Annotated in this window: 13 protein-coding genes; 6 read left to right on the forward strand and 7 right to left on the reverse strand. The window is 72.2% G+C overall.

What is annotated here, in order from left to right:
- Positions 1-453 precede the first annotated feature (453 nt).
- Positions 454-654 (forward strand): helix-turn-helix transcriptional regulator, encoded by a 201-nt coding sequence (locus tag ACFRIC_RS25510; RefSeq protein ID WP_382789788.1) that lies wholly within the window; start codon positions 454-456, stop codon positions 652-654.
- A gap of 285 nt (positions 655-939) precedes the next feature.
- Here ACFRIC_RS25510 and ACFRIC_RS25515 read toward each other — a convergent pair whose 3' ends face one another.
- Complete coding sequence (locus ACFRIC_RS25515; RefSeq protein WP_382789791.1) at positions 940-1,983, reverse strand: zinc-dependent alcohol dehydrogenase family protein; 1,044 nt, start codon at positions 1,981-1,983, stop codon at positions 940-942.
- Between the two features lie 41 nt (positions 1,984-2,024).
- Entirely contained in the window at positions 2,025-4,502 is a 2,478-nt protein-coding gene (locus ACFRIC_RS25520) for an MMPL family transporter (RefSeq protein WP_382789794.1), read from the reverse strand.
- A gap of 165 nt (positions 4,503-4,667) precedes the next feature.
- Here ACFRIC_RS25520 and ACFRIC_RS25525 point away from each other — a divergent pair, with 165 nt between their 5' ends.
- The 4 genes from ACFRIC_RS25525 (at position 4,668) to ACFRIC_RS25540 (ending at position 9,174) form a co-directional block, all read left to right on the forward strand.
- Positions 4,668-5,342: a TetR family transcriptional regulator gene (locus ACFRIC_RS25525; protein ID WP_382789797.1), complete on the forward strand. Its 675-nt coding sequence runs from the start codon at positions 4,668-4,670 to the stop codon at positions 5,340-5,342.
- Positions 5,343-5,544: 202 nt separating this feature from the next.
- Complete coding sequence (locus ACFRIC_RS25530; protein ID WP_382789800.1) at positions 5,545-6,495, forward strand: PrsW family intramembrane metalloprotease; 951 nt, start codon at positions 5,545-5,547, stop codon at positions 6,493-6,495.
- Between the two features lie 95 nt (positions 6,496-6,590).
- Positions 6,591-6,830: a heavy-metal-associated domain-containing protein gene (locus ACFRIC_RS25535; protein ID WP_382789802.1), complete on the forward strand. Its 240-nt coding sequence runs from the start codon at positions 6,591-6,593 to the stop codon at positions 6,828-6,830.
- Between the two features lie 91 nt (positions 6,831-6,921).
- Positions 6,922-9,174 (forward strand): heavy metal translocating P-type ATPase, encoded by a 2,253-nt coding sequence (locus tag ACFRIC_RS25540; protein ID WP_382789805.1) that lies wholly within the window; start codon positions 6,922-6,924, stop codon positions 9,172-9,174.
- A gap of 579 nt (positions 9,175-9,753) precedes the next feature.
- Here the strand turns inward: ACFRIC_RS25540 and ACFRIC_RS25545 are convergent.
- From ACFRIC_RS25545 to ACFRIC_RS25565, 5 genes are all read right to left on the reverse strand, one after another.
- Complete coding sequence (locus ACFRIC_RS25545; RefSeq protein ID WP_382789808.1) at positions 9,754-11,043, reverse strand: citrate synthase; 1,290 nt, start codon at positions 11,041-11,043, stop codon at positions 9,754-9,756.
- A 314-nt stretch (positions 11,044-11,357) separates the two neighbouring features.
- Positions 11,358-13,613 carry an ATP-dependent RecD-like DNA helicase gene (locus tag ACFRIC_RS25550; protein ID WP_382789811.1) on the reverse strand — a complete coding sequence of 752 codons (2,256 nt, stop codon included), beginning with the start codon at positions 13,611-13,613 and terminating at the stop codon, positions 11,358-11,360.
- Between the two features lie 262 nt (positions 13,614-13,875).
- Positions 13,876-14,706, reverse strand: coding sequence for a sugar phosphate isomerase/epimerase family protein (locus ACFRIC_RS25555; protein ID WP_382789814.1), 831 nt, complete (start codon positions 14,704-14,706; stop codon positions 13,876-13,878).
- Entirely contained in the window at positions 14,703-15,860 is a 1,158-nt protein-coding gene (locus ACFRIC_RS25560; protein WP_382789817.1) for a dihydrodipicolinate synthase family protein, read from the reverse strand. The genes ACFRIC_RS25555 and ACFRIC_RS25560 overlap by 4 nt, the downstream gene beginning before the upstream one ends.
- Positions 15,857-17,008 carry a Gfo/Idh/MocA family protein gene (locus tag ACFRIC_RS25565; RefSeq protein WP_382789819.1) on the reverse strand — a complete coding sequence of 384 codons (1,152 nt, stop codon included), beginning with the start codon at positions 17,006-17,008 and terminating at the stop codon, positions 15,857-15,859. Before ACFRIC_RS25565 ends, ACFRIC_RS25560 begins: the two co-directional genes overlap by 4 nt.
- 317 nt (positions 17,009-17,325) lie before the next feature.
- On the opposite strand from ACFRIC_RS25565, the gene ACFRIC_RS25570 reads away from it, so the two are divergent.
- On the forward strand, positions 17,326-18,375 hold the full coding sequence (locus ACFRIC_RS25570; RefSeq protein WP_382790446.1) for a LacI family DNA-binding transcriptional regulator: 1,050 nt from the start codon (positions 17,326-17,328) through the stop codon (positions 18,373-18,375).
- The last annotated feature ends 83 nt before the right edge of the window (positions 18,376-18,458 follow it).

Here is an 18,458-nt window from a genome sequence, read left to right on the forward strand (position 1 = left end):
GACGGAGGACCCACCGGCCCGCCGGGTGCTCGGGGCCCGGCGGGCCGTCCGCGCGGCCCGGCGGCGGTGACCTCATCCGGCTGCCGCCCACGCAGGACGGGGGCCGGGCATCCCCGTCCGGCGAGCGGGGCGGATCGGCGGGCGGGCGCCGGACAGCGGGCGCCGGACAGCGGGCGTCGGACAGCGGGCGTCGGACGGCGGGCAGGGGTCGGACGGCCCGGCGGCGACTCCGTCCCGCTACCGCCCATGCGTCACTCGTGTCACAAAAAACTCCTTCGTGTCACACATGTCGCGTATACGCGGGTCTTGCGTCACACCCGGGCCACAGCCACGGCCCAGCCCTCACGCTGCGTCGTTCACCGGGCACACGCTTTGTGATCACCAGCGCAGCGCCCGGCTCCCCCGACGACCGTCCCAGGCCGCCGCCGCGGCGCGCGCGGGGAGGTGCCACTCATGACCGACCGCCGGCTCTGGTCGTACAAGGAGATCGCCGCGCACATCAAGGTGCAGCCGGACACCGTCCGGTCCTATCGCAAACACGGGCTGCTGCCACCACCCGACCACGTCGAGGCCGGAAAGCCCTACTGGTACGCCGACACCGTCCGTGCCTGGGTGGCCTCCCGCCCCGGGAACCGGGGCCGCAGGGACAACTGACGCCTCCGGGCGGGGGGGGGCCCCCCCGGGGGGCGCCCCCCCCCCCCCCCCGCCCCCGGCCCCCCGCCCCCCCCCCCCCCGCCCCGCGCCGGGCCGCCCCACCCCCCCCGCCCGCGGCCCCGGGCCCCCCCCCCGCGCGCGGGGGCGCGGCCCCCCCCCCGCGGCCCGGGGGCCCGCCCCCCCCCCGGCGGCCGCGGCGCGGCCGCCCCCGGGGGGCGCCCCCCCCCCCCCGGCCGGATCACCCTCGCGCCGGACCCGTCCGCTCCTGCGCCTCGACCGGCGCCCTCACGCCCACGGCTCGACGACCGTCACGCCCCGGCCCGGAGCCGACCCCATGGCGGCCAGGGCGGAGGGCGCCGCGTCCAGCCCGATGGTGGAGGTCACGAGGAGATCCGGGCGGAGCACTCCGGCGCGGACCAGCTCCAGCAGGGGCGGGTAGGCGTGGGCCGCCATCCCGTGGCTGCCGAGGAGTTCGAGTTCGAGGGCGATCACGCGGGCCATCGGGACCGGGGTGAGACCGGTCGGTGTGGGCAGCAGGCCGACCTGGACGTGCCGGCCGCGGCGGCGCAGGCCGTTCACCGAGGCCGCGCACGTGCCCGGCGATCCGAGGGCGTCCAGCGAGACGTGCGCGCCCCCTCCGGTCAGCTCACGGACCGCCCCCGCCGGGTCCGTGACGACGGAGGCGTCCACGCACTCCGCCGCTCCGAAGCTCCGTGCCAGAGCGAGTGCCTCGGGAGACACGTCGACGGCCACGACCCGTGCGCCGGAGGCCGCCGCGATCATCACCGCCGACAGGCCCACGCCCCCGCAGCCGTGCACCGCGACCCACTCCCCCGGAGCCGCCCTCCCCTGCGCGACCACCGCCCGGAACGCCGTGGCGAACCGGCAGCCCAGCGAGGCCGCCGTCGCGAAGGACAGCTCCTCCGGCAGCGGGATCAGGTTCACGTCGGCGTGGTCGAGCGCCACGTACTGGGCGAAGGAGCCCCAGTGCGTGAACCCCGGCTGGGTCTGCCGCTCGCACACCTGCTGGTCGCCCGCCGCGCAGGCGGCACAGCCACCGCAGGCGCAGACGAAGGGGACGGTGACCCGGTCGCCGGGGCCGTGACCGCTCACCCCGGCGCCCACCGCCTCGATGACACCGGCCAGTTCGTGGCCGGGCACGTGCGGCAGGGTGATGTCCGGGTCGTGGCCCATCCAGCCGTGCCAGTCGCTCCTGCACAGTCCCGTGGCCTCGACCCGCACCACCACCCCGTGCTCCGCGGGCACCGGGTCCGCCACCTCCCGGACCTCGGCCGGCTCCCCGTACCGCTCGAACACCACTGCCCGCATCGGCTCCCGCCCTCCACTCGGAGATCACTCCCGAGGAGACGCTAGCGGCGCGCCTCCGCCGTGTCCCGGGTGGACTCGGCGTCCGGCTCCTCCGCGGCGTCCGGCTCCGGCTCCGCCCCGGACACCTTGTCCAGGGTGGCCCCCGCCGCCGGGGACCGGGTGCCGGAGGCGGACTCGGTGTCCGTGACCGGCTCGGCGTCCGGAGCCGGCTCGGTGTCCGTGACCGGCTCGGTGTCCGTGACCGGCTCGGTGTCCGGGGACGGGGCCGAGGCCGTCGGTGGTTCCGACTCGCTGAGGCCGAAGCGGTCGTGGAAGCGGCGCAGCGGGCCCGGTGCCCACCAGGTGGCCCTGCCCGTCAGCCGCATGACCGCAGGGACCAGCAGGCTGCGGACGACCATCGCGTCCATCAGGACGGCCAGCGCGACCCCGAGTCCGAGCATCTTGGTGTTGGCCACCCGGGAGGTGCCGATGGCGACCATCACCACCGCGAGGATGACCGCCGCCGCGGTGATCAGCCCACCGGTGCGCTGGAGTCCGAAACGGACCGCCTCCCGGTGGTCGCCGGTGTGGTCGTACTCCTCCTTGATGCGGGAGAGGAGGAAGACGCCGTAGTCCATGGAGAGGCCGAAGGCGACGCAGAACATCAGGACCGGGAGGGTCGTCTCGATCGAGCCGGAGCTGGTGAAGTCGAGGAGGCCGGAGAGATGGCCGTCCTGGAAGACCCAGACCACGGCGCCGAACATCGCGGTCAGACTGAGCGCGTTGAGCAGGACCGCCTGGAGCGGTATCAGCACGCTGCCCGTCAGCAGGAACACCAGGAACAGCGTGACGATCGCGATGAAGCCGGCCGCCCACGGGAGCCGGTCGCCTATCGCGTGCTTGGAGTCGACCAGGACGGCCGCCGTGCCGGTCACGGAGGTCTTGAACGGAGCGTCGGCCGAGCGGAGTTCGCCCACCAGCCGCTGGGCCCCCTCGTCCACGGCCTCGCCCTTCGGCAGGACCGAGAAGTAGGCGGCGTCGCCCTTCACCAGCGGGCCGTCCACGCGCAGCACCCCGGGCAGGGCGGCGATCCGCTCGCGGTACCCGGCGTACTCCGTGTCCGTGGCGCCACCCTCGGCCAGGACCTCCAGAGCGCTGCCCGGACTGCCGGGGAAACCGTCGCGGATGTGCTGCTGCACGATGTGCGACTCCGCGCCCGAGGGGAGCTGCCGGTCGTCGGCCGTGCCGAACTTCACGCCCAGGAAGGGCAGTCCGAGAACGATGAGGCCGGCCGTGGTGGCCACCGCGAAGAGCGGCGCCCTGCGCATGACGAGCGAGGCCGTGCGTCCCCAGAGGGCCCCGCCGGCGGCCGGGTCCGGCGTGCCGCGCCGGAACAGCCGCCTCAGGTCGAGGGAGTTCACCCGGTCGCCGAGGAGCATCAGCGCCGCGGGGAGCAGGATCAGGGCGGCGGCCGCGGCGAGCAGCACGACGGCGATGCCCGCGTAGGCGAAGGAGCGCAGGAAGTACTGCGGGAAGACGAGCATCGCGGCCAGCGACACGGCGACCGTGAGGGAGGAGAAGAGCACGGTCCGGCCCGCGGTGCGCAGGGTGATCCCGATCGCGGTGCGCGGCGGCGCGCCGCCGGCCAGTTCCTCGCGGAACCTGCGGACGATGAACAGGGCGTAGTCGATGGCGAGTCCGAGGCCGAGGGCCGTCGTGAGGTTCATCGCGAAGACCGAGACGTCCGTGACCTCGGTGAGTCCGCGCAGCACGGCGTTGGTGCCGAGGATCGCGATGATCCCGACCCCGAGCGGGAGCAGGGCCGCGACGGCGCTCCCGAAGACCATGACCAGCAGCAGGAGAGTCACCGGAAGGGCGATCATCTCGGCCCGGGTGAGGTCCTCCTTGATGGTCGTCTGCATCTCGTGGCGCACGGCGACCGGTCCGCCGACCTCGACCTCGACGGGCCCGCTCTTCCCTCGGTAGGAGGGTGCGATGCGGTCCAGGGTGCGGGCCGCGGCCGTCTCGTCGCCGGTGAGCCGGGCGGCGATCAGCGCTTCGTGGCCGTCGCGGGCCTTCAGCGTGGGCGAATGAGTCTGCCAGTACGAGCCGACGCCGGTGACGCCGTGCTCGGCGGCCAGACGTGCCGTGATCCGCCGGGCCTCCGCGGCCACCGCGGGGTCGTCGACCGAGGCCTTGCCCGTGTCGAGAAGGAGCAGCAGGTTGGGCTGCGAGGCGGGGAACTCCCGCTCCAGGGCCTTGGTCGCGTACGTGGACTGCGCGGTGGGGTCCTCCCAGCCGCCGCTGCCCAGCCGGTCCGCGACGCCGCTGCCGGCGACCACGGCGAGCGCGGTCAGCAGGAGGGCGACGAGCAGGGAGAGCCGGGGGCGCGCGGTCACGAACCGGGTCCAGCCGCCGAGGCGCGCCCCCTCGTCCGTACCTCCGCCCGAGCCCGTACCCCCGCGCTCGGCCCCCTGCTCGGCCCGGCTGCCGCCGGGCCCCGTCGCGGGCCCGTCGTCCGCGCCGTCGACTTCGGACATGATGCGGTGTCCCCTTCACCGTGACCCGATGACCCGCATCCGTGCAGGCATCATGGATCGCCTATTGCCATAGACTGGCAAACACGAGACGTCGCTCGCGTTTTTCAAGAATGCGAGTGCCCGCTCGCGTTTGTCAATCGTGTCCCGAGAAGCTGGGGATGACCCGTGCCCGAGAAGCAGCAGACCGAGGAGCCCCCGGAGCACCCGCAGCCGGCCGAGGAGAGGCCGCGCCGCCGCCAGGCCCGCGGGGAGCGCCGTGTCGCCCAGCTCCTGGAAGCGGCGGCCTCGGTGTTCTGCCGGTCCGGCTACACCGCGGCGAGCACCAACGCCATCGCCCGCGAGGCCGGTGTCTCGCCCGGCACGCTCTACCAGTTCTTCCCGAACAAGGAGGCCATCGCCGTCGGCCTCAGCGACCAGCTCCTCGACCACTGGGCCCGCTCGCACGGACAGGCGCTCGCCCAGGAGAACCTCGACCTCCCGCTGGACCGGATGCTCGACGCGGTCCTCGACCCGCTGATCGAGTTCAACGTCGAGAACCCGGCCTTCGCCGTCCTGATGCACGGGGCCGACACCCCGGGCGTGATCGTCGAGGAGATCGGCACCCTGCACGGCACCCTCCTCGCCCGCGTCGAGGAGATGATCGCGGCCCGCCTGCCGGACCTGCCGTCCGACGAGCGCACCCGCGCGGCGAACATGACGGTCCATCTGTTCAAGGCCGGCCTCACCCTGGTCATGTCCCACGAGGGCGCCGAGCGTGACGGCTACATCGCGGAGCTGAAGACGGTCATGCACCGATATCTGGAGCCGCTGCTCGCGAGCGGGTCGCCCGCCGGGCACTGAGCCGCGCCGGACGGGGCGGCACCAGCGCTCCCGCCTGCGACATCCGGGACATGTGTCATAAGGTTCGGACAAATCGATCAGCGATCCGCGGCATCGATGCGTCCGCGCACCCGTGCCACGCGCGCCGGGCCGCCCCGGCGCACCGGAACGCGGGTCCCCCGCCCGAACCCACGGGCCGCCCCCGGGGGACAGAGGGATGGCCGTGACCCAGAACCAGCCGCCGGGCACACCCCGGGCCCGCATTCCCGGACCGCAGCAGCCCCCTCCGCCGTACCCCCGGATCCCCGCCGGACTCTGGAAGCGCTGCCTGGTCACCGGGGCGGCCCTCTGGACGCTGACCGCGGTCGTCACGTACGCCACCAGGGACGTCACACCGCTGCCGACGCTGATCCTGCTGGGCGGTTTCCTCGTGCCGGTCGCCTTCGTGCTCTGGGCGTACGAGCGGCACGGCCGCGACCTGGGCACGAGCACGCTCCTCGGCTGCTTCCTGGCGGGCGGCGCCCTGGGCGCGGTGGGCGCCTCGGTGACGGTGTACCAGCTCACCCGCCCCTCGACGGGGACGTTCGTGTGGGCCGGACTCGCCGAGGAGGCCGTGAAGCTCGGCGCGCTGATGTTCCTGCTGCGCCGACACCCCCGGATCCGCGGGCCACGGGCCGGCCTGGTGCTCGGCGCGACGCTCGGGTTCGGCTTCGCGGCCCTGGAGAGCGCGGGCCACGCCTTCGAGGCGGCCCTCTCCCTGCAAGGCGTCGGCCTGCGCACGCTCCTGGAGACCGAGACCCTGCGCGGGGCGCTCACCCCGTTCGGGCACGGCCTGTGGACCGCGGTCACGGGCGCCGCCCTGCTGGCGCGGCGCCGCCCCGACGGGCGCTTCCGCCCAGGCGTCCAGGTGGCCGGCGCCTGCCTCGGCGCCTCCCTGCTGCACGCCCTGTGGGACTCGACGCACGGGATCGCGCTGTGGCTGGTGGGCCGGCTCGGCCACGCCGGACCCGCCGGAACGCTGCCGGACCGCGGCGGACTGCCGAGACCCACCGGCGGACAGGACCACCTCCTCGCCCTGCTCTCCGTGGGCGGCCTGTTCCTCGTCGCGCTCGCCGGACTGGTCTGGGCGCGCTCCCTGGCGCACCGCGACACCGCTTGGAGAAATACCCCCTAGGGGTATAGTGTGGTGAGTGTCGAGGGGAACCCTGGGTTCCCAGGGATCCCTCCCGTGCACGCACACCCCAGAACGCCTCGATGAGGAGTAACGTCATGACCGCCCAGACCGGCACCCCGGGTTCCGTCACCACCGTGTACAAGGTGAGCGGCATGAGCTGCGGCCACTGTGAAGGCTCCGTCGGCGGCGAGATCTCCGCGATCCCCGGCGTGAGCTCCGTGAAGGCCGTCGCCTCCACCGGCGAGGTCACCGTCGTCTCCGATGCCGCGCTCGACGAGGGCGCCGTCCGCGCCGCCGTCGACGAGGCGGGCTTCGAGCTCGTCGGCCTGGCCTGAACGAGCCCCGCAGCTCTCCTTCTCCGTACCGGGCCGTGCCGACCGGCTGATACCGGCTCCGCGCGGCCCGGCCCCTTCCTGGAGCCGCACCATGACCACCGCAGCACCCGAGACGCCGATAGGCACGCCCTCGGAGATCGAACTCTCCATCGGCGGGATGACCTGCGCCTCCTGCGCGGCCCGCGTCGAGAAGAAGCTCAACCGCATGGACGGCGTCACCGCCACGGTCAACTTCGCGACCGAGAAGGCCAAGGTGTCCTACCCCGAAGGGGTACGGGTCGCCGATCTGATCGCCACCGTGGTGAAGACGGGCTACACCGCCGAGGAGCCCCCGCCGCCCGCGCCGCCCTCACCGCCCGAGCGGGAGGCCCCCGCGGCCGTCGACGACCCCGAGACGGCCGCCCTGCGCGAGCGGCTGACCGTCTCCGCGGTGCTCGCCCTGCCCGTGGTCCTCATGTCGATGATCCCGGCCCTCCAGTTCGACAACTGGCAGTGGCTCTCCCTGACGCTCGCCGCGCCGGTCGTGGTCTGGGGCGGACTGCCCTTCCACCGGGCCGCCGCGACGAACGCGCGGCACGGCGCGGCCACCATGGACACCCTGGTCTCGGTCGGCACCCTCGCCGCGTTCGGCTGGTCCCTGTGGGCGCTGTTCTTCGGCGACGCGGGCATGCCGGGCATGCGGCACGGCTTCGAGTTCACCGTCTCCCGTACGGACGGCGCCTCCACGCTCTATCTGGAGGTCGCCGCGGGAGTCATCGCGTTCATCCTGCTCGGCCGCTTCCTGGAGGCCCGCTCCAAGCGGCGCGCGGGAGCGGCGCTGCGGGCGCTGCTGGAACTCGGCGCCAAGGACGTCGCCGTCCTGCGGGACGGCCGTGAGGTCCGCCTCCCCGTGGCGCTGCTGGCCGTCGGCGACCGCTTCGTCGTGCGGCCCGGCGAGAAGATCGCCACCGACGGCACCGTCGTCGAGGGCACGTCGGCCGTGGACGCGTCCATGCTGACCGGCGAGTCGGTACCGGTGGACGTGGGCGTCGGGGACGCCGTCACCGGTGCGACCGTGAACGCGGGGGGCCGGCTCGTCGTCGAGGCCACCCGGGTCGGCGCGGACACGCAGCTCGCGCGGATGGCCCGGCTCGTCGAGGACGCGCAGAACGGCAAGGCCGAGGTGCAGCGTCTGGCCGACCGGATCTCCGGGGTCTTCGTGCCCGTCGTCCTGCTCATCGCGCTCGGCACCTTCGCGGCCTGGATCGCGGTCACCGGCGACACGGTCGCGGCCTTCACCGCCGCCGTCGCGGTGCTGATCATCGCCTGCCCGTGCGCGCTCGGCCTGGCCACCCCGACCGCCCTCATGGTCGGCACCGGCCGCGGCGCCCAGCTCGGCATCCTGATCAAGGGACCCGAGGTCCTGGAGTCCACCCGCCGTGTCGACACCGTCCTCCTGGACAAGACCGGCACGGTGACGACGGGCCGCATGGGCCTGCACGAGGTCCACGTGGCCGAGGGACGGGCCGAGGAAGACGTCCTGCGGCTCGCGGGAGCCCTGGAACACGCCTCCGAGCATCCGGTTGCCCGAGCGATCGCGACAGGCGCTCAGGAGCGCGTCGGTGACCTTCCGGCGCCGGAGCACTTCGAGAACGTGCCCGGGCGGGGCGTGCGCGGGCGGGTGGCCGGCGTCGAGGTCACCGTCGGCCGGTTCCCCGGGACACTGCCGGGAACGCTTGCGGACGCGAAGAGCGCGGCCGAGGCGGCGGGCCGTACGGCCGTCGTGGTCGCGCTGGACGGCACGGCGGCGGGCGTGCTGGCCGTCGCCGACACGGTCAAGGAGACGAGCCCCGAGGCCGTGCGCGAACTGCGGGAGCTCGGGCTCACGCCGATGCTGCTGACCGGCGACAACCGGGCGGTCGCCGAGGCCGTGGCGCGGGAGGTCGGCATCGGCCCGGACGACGTGATCGCCGAGGTGCTGCCCGAGGACAAGGTCGCCGTGGTCGCCCGGCTCCAGGGCGAGGGGCGGACCGTCGCGATGGTCGGCGACGGGGTGAACGACGCGGCGGCGCTCGCCACCGCCGATCTGGGCCTCGCGATGGGCACCGGCACGGACGCGGCGATCGAGGCGAGCGACCTGACGCTCGTGCGCGGGGATCTGCGCGCGGCCGCGGACGCCATCCGGCTGGCGCGCGCCACCCTGTCGACGATCAAGGGAAATCTGGTCTGGGCCTTCGGATACAACGTGGCCGCGCTGCCGCTCGCGGCCGCCGGTCTGCTCAATCCGATGATCGCGGGGGCCGCGATGGCCTTTTCGTCCGTTTTCGTGGTCACGAACAGCCTTCGACTGAGAGCATTCGCGTGACGACAGAGCCTGAGTCCCCCTAGAGTCCAACGAGAGCCTCACATAAGCTCTTCACAAGGCTCGCGCATCTTCCTTACGATTGGTCCGCGATTCCCATATCGGGGCTCTTGCGTATCTTCAGGACATATGCAAGAGATCCAGATCACAGTGATGTGAACGTAACCACCGAAGGGGTTCGTCAGTCTAAGTTGGCGATGTCAGAAGCGTCTTGGGGGGCGTGACTGGCATCTGGGGATGTCTTGGGGGACGTTCCCGGAAATTGCGTCGCCGGGGCACGTACTGCGGGGAGCTTTGAGCGGCCCTCCCGATCCGTACGCGTCCCGGCAGATCGCACCGCACCACCGAAGTACGGCGAGTTCCGCTCGCCCGGCTCACCGTCGGCCCCGTGCCGGCACACAGCGATTCAGGCGCTGTCCACAGACGCCCGGCCGGATCCCGTGGGGGGAATCCGCACCGGGACAAGGAAAGCGCCCTGACTGCCGGCCCGTGGGGGGACCGGTAGCAGGGCGCTTTCCGTTTTTCGCCTGGTCACAGGTTCACCGGGCCCCGCCTACGGAGCCCGGTGGTCGTGTGCGAGCCTCAGCGGGCCTCGACCGGCACGAAGTCGCGCTCGACGATGCCCGTGTAGATCTGGCGCGGACGGCCGATGCGGGAGCCGGGCTCCTTGATCATCTCGTGCCACTGGGCGATCCAGCCCGGCAGCCGGCCGAGGGCGAACAGGACCGTGAACATCTCGGTCGGGAAGCCCATGGCACGGTAGATCAGGCCGGTGTAGAAGTCGACGTTCGGGTAGAGATTGCGCGAGACGAAATAGTCGTCGGAGAGCGCGTGCTCCTCCAGCTTCAGCGCGATGTCGAGCAGCTCGTCGGACTTGCCGAGAGCGGACAGGACGTCGTGCGCCGCGGCCTTGATGATCTTCGCGCGCGGGTCGAAGGACTTGTACACCCGGTGGCCGAAGCCCATCAGGCGGACGCCGTCCTCCTTGTTCTTCACCTTGCGGATGAAGGAGTCGACGTCGCCGCCGTTGGCCTGGATGCCCTCGAGCATCTCCAGGACCGACTGGTTGGCGCCGCCGTGCAGCGGGCCCCACAGCGCGGAGATGCCGGCGGAGATCGAGGCGAACATGTTCGCCTGCGAGGAGCCGACCAGACGCACGGTGGACGTCGAACAGTTCTGCTCGTGGTCCGCGTGCAGGATGAGCAGCTTGTCGAGCGCGGAGACGACGACCGGGTCGAGCTCGTACTCCTGGGCGGGGACCGAGAAGGTCATGCGCAGGAAGTTCTCGACGTACCCGAGGTCGTTCCGCGGGTAGACGAAGGGGTGGCCGATCGACTTCTTGTACGCGTACGCCGCGATCGTCGGAAGCTTGGCGAGCAGCCGGATGGTGGAGAGGTTGCGCTGCTTCTCGTCGAACGGGTTGTGGCTGTCCTGGTAGAAGGTCGACAGCGCCGAGACGACCGACGACAGCATCGCCATCGGGTGGGCGTCGCGCGGGAAGCCGCGGTAGAAGTTCTTGACGTCCTCGTGCAGCAGGGTGTGCTGCGTGATCTCGTTCTTGAAGGTGGAGAGCTCGTCGATGTTCGGGAGCTCGCCGTTGATCAGCAGGTAGGCCACCTCAAGGAAGGTGGACCGCTCGGCGAGCTGCTCGATCGGGTAGCCGCGGTAGCGGAGGATGCCCTGCTCACCGTCGAGATAGGTGATCGCGGATTTATACGCGGCGGTGTTGCCGTACCCGCTGTCCAGCGTCACCAGACCGGTCTGGGCGCGGAGCTTGCCGATGTCGAAGCCCTTGTCGCCGACGGTGCTGTCGATCACCGGGTAGGTGTACTCGCCATCGCCGAACCGCAGTACTACAGAGTTGTCGCTCACGTCATCCCTCACCGACGTTGTGCCTCTTCTTCGAGGTGCCCTGACTGTCTCTACCATCCCCCATTTGGCCCTGGAGAGTGCACTCGGGGTCGACCATTGGGCCTATCGGCGGCACTGAGTGCCGCCAACCTGCTCATCCTGCCGCGTCCACCCCGCAACCGGAAGTGCTCTGTGACCTTCATGACTCGTTTGATCGATCATTTTTTCCGACGGGCCCCGTCGCATGCCCGAAAGGCCCCGTTCGCCACTCCCGCGGGGCCCGTACGCCGTGTGGGGGGCGGTGGTTCACGAGCGGGTCGTCCACGAGCGGTCGTTCACGAGCCGGAGAGCCGGAAGTCCAGGGCCGTGCACCGGCGTCCCGCGGACACCGTACGCACCGCCTGGCCTATCGCCTTGCGCGAACCGACGAGAACGACCAGCTTCTTGGCCCGGGTGACCGCCGTGTAGAGCAGATTGCGCTGGAGCATCATCCAGGCGCCCGTGGTCACGGGGATCACCACCGCCGGATACTCGCTGCCCTGGGAGCGGTGGATGGTCACCGCGTAGGCGTGGGCCAGTTCGTCGAGCTCGTCGAATTCGTACGGCACCTCCTCGTCCTCGTCCGTGCGCACCGTCAGCCGCTGTTCGACGGGATCGAGGGAGGTGACGACACCCACCGTGCCGTTGAAGACGCCGTTCTCCCCTTTGTCGTAGTTGTTGCGGATCTGGGTGACCTTGTCGCCGACCCGGAAGACCCGGCCGCCGATCCGCTTCTCGGCGAGGTCCGGGCGGCCGGGGGTGATGGCCTGCTGGAGCAGTCCGTTCAGGAGACCCGCGCCGGCCGGGCCGCGGTGCATGGGGGCGAGGACCTGGATGTCCCGGCGGGGGTCGAGACCGAACTTGGCCGGAATCCGACGGGCCGCCACGTCCACGGTGAGCCGCCCCGCCTCCTCGGTGTCGTCCTCGACGAAGAGGAAGAAGTCCTTCATGCCGTCGGTGACCGGATGCTGCCCGGAGTTGATCCGGTGCGCGTTGGTCACCACCCCGGACTGCTGGGCCTGGCGGAAGACCTTGGTGAGACGCACCGCGGGGACCGGGCCCCGCTCGGCGAGCAGGTCGCGCAGCACCTCGCCGGCGCCGACGCTCGGGAGCTGGTCGACGTCACCGACGAAGAGCAGATGGGCTCCCGGGGGCACCGCCTTGACCAGCTTGTTGGCGAGCAGCAGGTCGAGCATGGAGGCCTCGTCCACGACGACCAGGTCGGCGTCCAGCGGGCGGTCCTTGTCGTAGGCCGCGTCACCGCCCGGCTTGAGCTCCAGAAGCCGGTGCACGGTGGAGGCCTCGGCCCCGGTCAGCTCGGCCAGACGCTTGGCGGCGCGGCCGGTGGGTGCCGCGAGCAGCACCTTCGCCTTCTTGGCACGGGCCAGCTCCACGATCGAGCGGACCGTGAACGACTTGCCGCAGCCCGGACCTCCGGTGAGCACGGCGACCTTCTCGGTGAGCGCGAGCCGGACCGCCGCCTCCTGCTCGGGGGCCAGGTCCGCGCCCGTACGCGCCTTGAGCCAGGCCAGTGCCTTGTCCCAGGCGACGTCACGGAAGCCGGGCATCCGGTCGCGGTCGCTGCGCAGCAGGCGCAGCACCTGTGCGGAGAGGGAGAGTTCGGCGCGGTGGAAGGGGACGAGGTAGACCGCCGTCACGGGCTCGCCGCCGTCCGGGCCCGGGACCTTCTCCCGTACGACACCGGGGTCCTCGCCGTCCTCGGCGGGCGCCGCCAGTTCGGCCAGGCACTCGATGACCAGGCCGGTGTCGACCTGGAGCAGCTTCACCGCGTCCGCGATCAGCCGCTCCTCGGGGAGGTAGCAGTGGCCCTGGTCGGTGGACTGCGACAGGGCGTACTGAAGGCCCGCCTTGACGCGCTCGGGGCTGTCGTGCGGGATGCCGACGGACTGGGCGATCTTGTCGGCGGTGAGGAAGCCGATGCCCCAGACGTCGGACGCCAGGCGGTAGGGCTGGTTCTTCACGACCGAGATCGAGGCGTCGCCGTACTTCTTGTAGATGCGGACCGCGATGGAGGTGGACACCTCGACGGTCTGGAGGAAGAGCATGACCTCCTTGATCGCCTTCTGCTCCTCCCAGGCGTCGGCGATCCGCCCCGTGCGTTTGGGCCCGAGGCCGGGGACCTCGATGAGCCGCTTGGGCTCCTCCTCGATGATCCGCAGGGTGTCCAGGCCGAAGTGCTCGGTGATGCGGTCGGCGAAGACCGGCCCGATGCCCTTGACCAGGCCGGATCCGAGGTAGCGGCGGATGCCCTGGACGGTGGCCGGGAGCACCGTCGTGTAGTTCTCCACGGTGAACTGCTTGCCGTACTGCGGGTGGGAGCCCCAGCGGCCCTCCATGCGCAGGGACTCGCCGACCTGGGCGCCGAGCAGGGATCCGACGACGGTGAGCAGATCGCCGGCGCCCCGGCCGGTGTCGACCCGGGCGACCGTGTAGCCGTTCTCCTCGTTGGCGTACGTGATGCGTTCGAGCACGCCTTCCAGCGTGGCCAGTCGTCGCTCGCCCTGCTGGGCGGCCCCCGCCTGATCGGTCATGATCCGACCGTACCGCCCGTCACCGACAGCGCTCCGGCGCTGTCGAGGACTCACCCGGTCGGGGCTCGCGACCCGGTCGCGGCTCGCGGAAAACTTCGAGGGGCCCGGTCCGTCGACCGGGCCCCTCGCTTTCCCCTCCTCATCAGAACCCCCGCGATCCCCCCGGATCCCCCTCCAAAGGTCCTGATGCCACGTACGACCCACGAGGTCGCGGAAGGGTTGCACGCGCTTCCGAAGATTTTTTCTCCGGGCGGGAGACGGGTCAGCCCGCGTGCTCGACGAACCGCGCCGCCGTCTCGGCCAGCACCTCGCGCCCGTCCCTGGCCCACAGCTCCTCGTTGAAGAGCTCGACCTCGATGGGCCCGGTGTAGCCCGCGGCCTCGACCAGGCCGCGCCACATCCGGAAGTCGACCGAGCCGTCGCCGAGCTGGCCGCGGCCGTCGAGGACGCCCGCGGGCAGCGGGGTGGTCCAGTCGGCGAGCTGGAAGCCGTGGATGCGTCCGCCCGCACCCGCTCGGGCGATCTGGGCGGGGGCCGTGTCGTCCCACCAGAGGTGGTAGGTGTCGACGGTGACGCCCACCTGGTCGGCGGGGAAGCGTTCCACGAGGTCCAGGGCCTGGGCGAGGGTGGACACCACGCAGCGGTCGGCCGCGTACATGGGGTGGAGCGGTTCGACGGCCAGACGCACCCCGCGGGAGGCGGCGTACGGGCCGAGTTCGCCGAGCGCGTCGGCGATGCGCTCCCGGGCTCCGTGCAGGTCCTTGGAACCCGGCGGCAGGCCGCCGGAGACGAGCACGAGGGTGTCGGTGCCGAGGGCCGCCGCCTCGTCGACGGCGGCCCGGTTGTCGTCCAGGGCGCGCCGCCGCTCCCCCGGGTCGATCGCCGTGAGGAAGCCGCCCCGGCACAGGGTGGTGACGGCCAGACCCGCGTCGTGGACGAGTTTCGCGGTGGCGTCGAGGCCGTACGACCGCACGGGTTCGCGCCACAGGCCGACGCCCGGGACGCCCGTCTCCAGGCAGGCGGCGACGAGTTCGGGCATCGAGAGCTGTCTGACCGTCATCTGGTTGACGGAGAAGCGGGCGAGGCTGCTCATGAGGTCACTCCGTACAGGGCGAGCAGGGTCTTCATCCGGGTCTCGGCGAGCCCCGGGTCCGGGAACAGGCCCAGTGCGTCGGCGAGTTCGTAGGCGCGGGCGAGGTGCGGCAGGGAGCGGGCCGACTGGAGGCCGCCCACCATCGCGAAGTGGTCCTGGTGGCCGGCGAGATGGGCCAGCAGGACGACGCCCGTCTTGTAGAAGCGGGTCGGGGGCTGGAAGAGGTGCCGGGCCAGCTCGACCGTCGGGTCGAGGAGTTCACGGAAGCCCTTGGTGTCGCCGGTGTCCAGGACGCGCACCGCGCGGGCGGCGAGAGGGGCGAGCGGGTCGAAGACGCCGAGCAGCGCGTGGCTGAAGCCGCGTTCGTCGCCCGCGATCAGCTCGGGATAGTTGAAGTCGTCGCCGGTGTAGCAGCGGACGCCGTCGGGGAGGCGGCGGCGCAGCGCGACCTCCCGTCCGGCGTCCAGCAGGGAGACCTTGACGCCGTCCACCTTGTCCGGGTGGGCGGCGATCACCTCCAGGAACACCTCCGTCGCCGGGTCCAGGCGGTCCGAGCCCCAGTAGCCCTCGAGGGCCGGGTCGAACATGGGGCCCAGCCAGTGCAGGATCACCGGTCCTGCCGCCTGGCGCAGGAGGTGGCCGTAGACGTCGAGGTAGTCCTCGGGTCCGGTGGCGGCCGCGGCGAGGGCGCGCGAGGCCATCAGGACCGGCCGTGCGCCCGACTCCTCGACGAGGGCGAGCTGTTCCTCGTAGGCGGCCCGCACCCCGGGGAGCGTGGCCGGGCCGGTGAGCTGGTCCGTGCCGACGCCGCAGACGATCGCGCCGCCGACGGCCCCGGCCTCGGCCGAGGACCTCCGGATCAGTTCGGCCGCTCCCTCCCAGTCAAGACCCATGCCGCGCTGGGAGGTGTCCATCGCCTCGGCGACCCCGAGGCCGTGCGCCCACAGGTGGCGCCGGAAGGCGAGGGTGGCGTCCCAGTCGACGGCGGCGGGCGCGTCGGGCGAGACGTCCGCGTACGGGTCGGCGACGACGTGCGCGGCGGCGAAGACCGTACGGGAGACGAGAGGCTCATCCGCGGGGAGAACGGGAAGGGGGTCGGCGCGCGGCTCGTAGGTACGCAACCGGCCGCCGGAGTCGGGGAGTCGGATGCTCACAGGGTGATCTCCGGTACGTCGAGGCGGCGGCCCTCGGCCGAGGACTTCAGCCCCAGTTCGGCGAGCTGGACACCGCGGGCGCCGGCCAGGAGGTCCCAGCGGTAGGGGGCGTCGGCGTAGACGTGCCGCAGGAACAGCTCCCACTGGGCCTTGAAGCCGTTGTCGAACTCGGCGTTGTCGGGGACCTCCTGCCACTGGTCGCGGAAGGAGTAGGTGGCCGGGATGTCCGGGTTCCAGACCGGTTTGGGGGTCGAACCACGGTGCTGGACGCGGCAGTTGCGCAGTCCGGCGACGGCCGAGCCGTCGGTGCCGTCGACCTGGAACTCCACCAGCTCGTCGCGGTTGACGCGCACGGTCCAGGAGGAGTTGATCTGGGCGACCGCGCCGCCCTCCAGCTCGAAGATGCCGTAGGCCGCGTCGTCGGCCGTGGCGTCGTAGGGCTTGCCCCGCTCGTCCCAGCGCTGCGGGACGTGGGTGGCGGTGAGCGCCTGGACGGAGGTGACGCGGCCGAAGAGTTCGTGCAGGACGTACTCCCAGTGCGGGAACATGTCGACGACGATGCCGCCGCCGTCCTCGGCGCGGTAGTTCCAGGAGGGCCGCTGGGCGCTCTGCCAGTCGCCCTCGAAGACCCAGTAGCCGAACTCCCCGCGCACGGACAGGATCCGGCCGAAGAAGCCGCCGTCGACGAGCCGCTTCAGCTTGAGCAGTCCGGGCAGGAAGAGCTTGTCCTGGACGACGCCGTGCCGGACGCCCGCCGCGTGCGCGAGGCGGGCCAGTTCGAGGGCTCCGTCGAACCCGGTGGCGGTCGGCTTCTCCGTGTAGATGTGCTTTCCCGCCGCGACGGCCTTCCTGAGGGCCTCCTCGCGGGCGGACGTCACCTGGGCGTCGAAGTAGAGGTCGACGGACGGGTCGGCGAGCACCGCGTCCAGGTCCGTCGTCCAGTGGTCGAGGCCGTGCCGCGCGGCGAGCGCCTCGAGCGCGTCCTCGCGGCGGCCGACGAGGACGGGTTCGGGCCACAGCACGGTGCCGTCGCCGAGGTCGAGGCCGCCCTGCTCGCGCAGGGCGAGTATCGAGCGGACGAGGTGCTGCCGGTAGCCCATGCGTCCCGTCACGCCGTTCATGGCGATCCGCACCGTCTTGCGTGTCACGTCTTTCCCTCCGTACGCCTCGGCCGCCGCGCACGCTGACTGGTGAGCGTGCCAGCAAGCGCTTTCTATGCCTGGAGAAGCTAGCCTCTGTGCAGCGGTATGGACAAGACCACCGCGAAGACGAGTTGTTCGAGGGGGCGAACAACGGGGGCCGATGGCCGTATGGTCTGCACGGACCCTGCCCACAGGAAGCGGCGCGCCCGGCCTTCGACTCCGTGTTCGACGCCGTACGACGAGACATGACCAGGCACGACGACGTACGACATGTACGACCCCGTACGAAGTGGTACGACAAGGCGCGACCGGAGGACGACGAGATGACGGTGACCCTGGCGGACGTGGCGGCCCGCGCGCAGGTCTCTCCCGCGACGGTGTCGCGCGTGCTGAACGGGAACTACCCGGTGGCCTCCTCCACGCGCGAGCGGGTGCTGCGGGCGGTGGACGAGCTGGACTACGTGCTGAACGGGCCGGCGAGTTCGCTGGCCGCGGCGACCTCCGACCTCGTCGGCATCCTGGTCAACGACATCGCCGACCCCTTCTTCGGGATCATGGCGGCGGCCATCCAGTCGGAGATCGGCGGGCCCGGGGGGCGCGCGGGCGGGGAGCGGCTCGGGGTCGTCTGCAACACCGGCGGCTCCCCGGAGCGCGAACTCACCTACCTCACGCTCCTTCAGCGCCAGCGTGCCGCCGCGGTGGTGCTCACCGGCGGGGCGATAGAGGACACCGCGCACGCGGGCGCGGTCGCCGCCAAGCTGCGCAAGCTGACCGAGGCGGGGACCCGGGTCGTGCTGTGCGGGCGGCCGCCCGCGCCGGAGGCGCCCGAGGCGATCGCGCTCACCTTCGACAACCGCGGCGGCGGCAGGCAGCTCACCGAGCACCTGATCGGTCTCGGCCACCGGCGGCTCGGCTACATCGCGGGTCCCGAGGAGCGCACGACGACCCGGCACCGGCTGGAGGGGCACCGGGCCGCGCTCGACGCCCACGGCGTCGAGGACGATCCCCGGCGGACCGTGCACGGCCGCTACGACCGCCGGTCCGGGTACGAGGCGACGCTCGAACTCCTGCGGCGTGATCCTTCGTTGACGGCTGTCGTCGCCGCCAACGACACCGTGGCGCTGGGAGCCTGTGCCGCGTTGCGGGATTCCGGGCTGCGCATCCCGCACGACGTGTCCGTCGCGGGCTTCGACGATCTGCCGTTCAGCATCGATGCGGTGCCGGCTCTCACGACCGTGCGGTTGCCGTTGTCCGGGGCGGGGGCCCGGGCCGGGCGGATCGCCATGGGGCGGGAGGAGGCGCCGCCCGGAGGGATCGCCACGGTGCGGGGCGAACTGATGGTACGAGGGTCCACCGGGGCTCCCCGGTCCTGACCTCCCTTCCCGAACTACCCCGGGCCCCGGGGTTTCCCGAGCCCCCGGGGCGGGTTGGGGAAAAGCCCTTCTTCGCCCCCTCC

This window comes from Streptomyces sp. NPDC056738, assembly GCF_042790435.1.
GTDB lineage: Bacteria > Actinomycetota > Actinomycetes > Streptomycetales > Streptomycetaceae > Streptomyces.